At 44.4% G+C, this 2,671-nt stretch carries 2 protein-coding genes; both read right to left on the bottom strand.

Translation table 11 applies throughout. The features are described from left to right. Positions 1 to 1,107: saccharopine dehydrogenase family protein (locus tag ACWA6V_RS20420; RefSeq protein ID WP_449524210.1), on the bottom strand; the 1,107-nt coding region annotated here is incomplete at its 3' end. A 28-nt stretch (positions 1,108 to 1,135) separates the two neighbouring features. Next, positions 1,136 to 2,671 (bottom strand): biosynthetic arginine decarboxylase (speA, locus tag ACWA6V_RS20415; protein ID WP_449524209.1); only part of this gene is annotated, 1,536 nt, incomplete at its 5' end.

Genomic DNA, 2,671 nt, shown 5'->3' with positions numbered 1-2,671 from the left:
CTCCATATTCCATACGCCCGGCTTTTTCCATTTGCCTTCCAGAATCATTTTTGCGCCAATCATTGCTGGCACACCGGTAGTGTAAGAAATCGCCTGGGATTTTACTTCGCGGTAGCACTCCTGATGGTCGCAGACATTGTAAACAAACATAGCCACAGGCTTACCATCTTTAATACCTTGCGCAAAACAACCTATACAGGTTTTGCCTTTGGTTAAAGGACCAAGGCTTGCAGGGTCAGGCAGCAATGCTTTTAAAAATTGCAGCGGGACTATTTCGCGACCTTCAAACATCACCGGCTCAATGCCCGTCATGCCGACATTGCCCAGGACCTCCAAATGTTTTAAATAATTATCTGAAAAGGTCATCCAGAAACGCGCGCGTTTAATTTCGGGAAAATGTTTAACCAGCGATTCAAGTTCTTCGTGGTACATCATGTAGATTTTTTTAGGACCAATTTCCGCCGGAAAATCAAACACGCGATTAATGCTGAGCGGTGCAGTTTCAACCCAATTACCATTTTCCCAATAGCGACCATTGGCTGTAACTTCGCGGATATTGATTTCCGGATTGAAATTGGTCGCAAACGGCAAGCCGTGATCGCCGGCATTGCAATCGATAATATCCAGATAATGAATTTCATCGAAGTAATGTTTTTTCAAATAAGCGGTGTAAACGTTTGTTACACCCGGATCAAAACCGGAACCGAGCAGCGCTGTTAAACCCGCATCTTTAAATTTGTCCTGATACGCCCACTGCCAGGAGTATTCGAATTTGGCAGTATCCAATGGTTCGTAGTTGGCGGTATCAAGGTAATCCACACCGGTCTCCAAACAGGCATCCATAATCGTCAGGTCTTGATACGGTAATGCCACGTTGATGACCAAATCCGGCTTTTCAGCCTTAATCAGAGCAACCAGTTGCGGTACATTATCCGCATCTACCTGTGCTGTTTTAATGGGGCGATTTAACTGCGCTGCAATTGTTTTGCATTTGGATTCGGTGCGACTTGCCAATACTATTTCTGAAAACACCTCGGGTAACTGCGCGCATTTATGTACAACAACACCACTTACACCACCTGCGCCGATAATTAACACTTTTGCCATTGACACTAACTCCAAACCATTACTTCAATTATTTTTCAAAATAGGTATAACCGCGCAACCCCTCTGAATAAGCGGCGAGCATTAATTGGCGATCTGCCAGGGTGATAACACCATCGCGCACTGCGTTTTCTGCAGTTTGACGGAATTGTTCGTAAAGTGCGTCGGGATTATATTCCACGTAAGTCAATACATCGGCAATACTATCGCCGTGCAACTCATGTACAAAATCAATACTACTATCAGGATTTATACGCACGCTGGCGACATTCGTATCGCCAAATAGATTGTGCAAATCACCCAAGGTTTCTTGATAAGCCCCCACCAGAAATACGCCAATATAATATTCCTCTCCATGCTTTATCGGGTGCAGCGCGAGCGTGGTAGATTCCCCTTCAGGGTTAGCAAATTTTTGCAGCTTTCCGTCACAATCACAGGTTAAATCAGCAATAATAGCCTGGCGTGTTGGTTCTTCATTTAAGCGATGAATTGGCATCACTGGAAATATCTGCCCGATTGCCCACGAATCCGGCAGTGATTGGAACACACTGAAATTGCCATAATAGATATCAGCCAACAGCTGCGGCAAACTCTCTAATTCAACAGGGATACGTTTTAGTTGAGGCAAGAACGACGCGATTTTTTGCAAACCCGCCCAATAAATATTTTCACCTAGTACGCGATACCGCAGGCTAATACCACCTGAATTAAATAAATCGCGAACCTTATCGCGATAGTAAATGACATCGTTATAAGACTCTTGCAGGTTAGCGATTGAAATTACCTTTAGCGTGTGCCACAAATTGGCGATCATCTCGTGGCAATTTTCTGGCAGCTCTGCAGGCAATGCTGTGGGTTCAAAATGAGTGACATCCAGAATATTAAACAGCAGTACTGCAGTGTGTGCGACAGTTGCACGACCTGACTCGGTAACAATCGTTGGATGCGCTATGCCTTGGGCATCCAAACTTTCCTGAATTGCCTCAACGACATCGATACAATATTCTTGCACCGAATAATTGCGACTGTGGCCATTAGTACTGCAAGTACCGTCGTAATCAATTGCCAAACCACCGCCCAAATCCAGATAACCGAGCGGTGCGCCCTCGCCCACCAATTCAATGTAATAGCGACAGGCTTCCAATACACCCGTACGGATACTACGAATATTGGGAATTTGCGAACCCAAATGAAAATGCAGCAATTGAAAACAATGCAATAAATTGGCATCGCGCAAAGTATCTATGACGGTTACTAATTCATTGGTATTTAAACCAAATAAACTGCGGTCACCGCTGTCCGCACTCCAGTGGCCCTCCACTTTGGTAGAGAGCTTTAACCGAACACCAATTAAAGGTTCTATACCAAGTGCGCGGCTGCGCTCAATCACAAATTGCAATTCAGTCAGTGTTTCCAATACAAAGAAACATTTAAAACCTAATTTACGTGCTTGCAAACCAAGCGAAATAAATTCGGCATCTTTGTAGGCGTTGGAAATTATTATACTTTGAGGATTGGTAATGGTGGGCAGAGCAATCATTAATTGGGCTTTGGTGCGCGCTTCAAG

The organism is Cellvibrio sp., from assembly GCF_053579595.1.
Note: the sequence above shows the minus strand (reverse complement) of the source record. Positions and strands in the feature narration are given on the sequence as shown.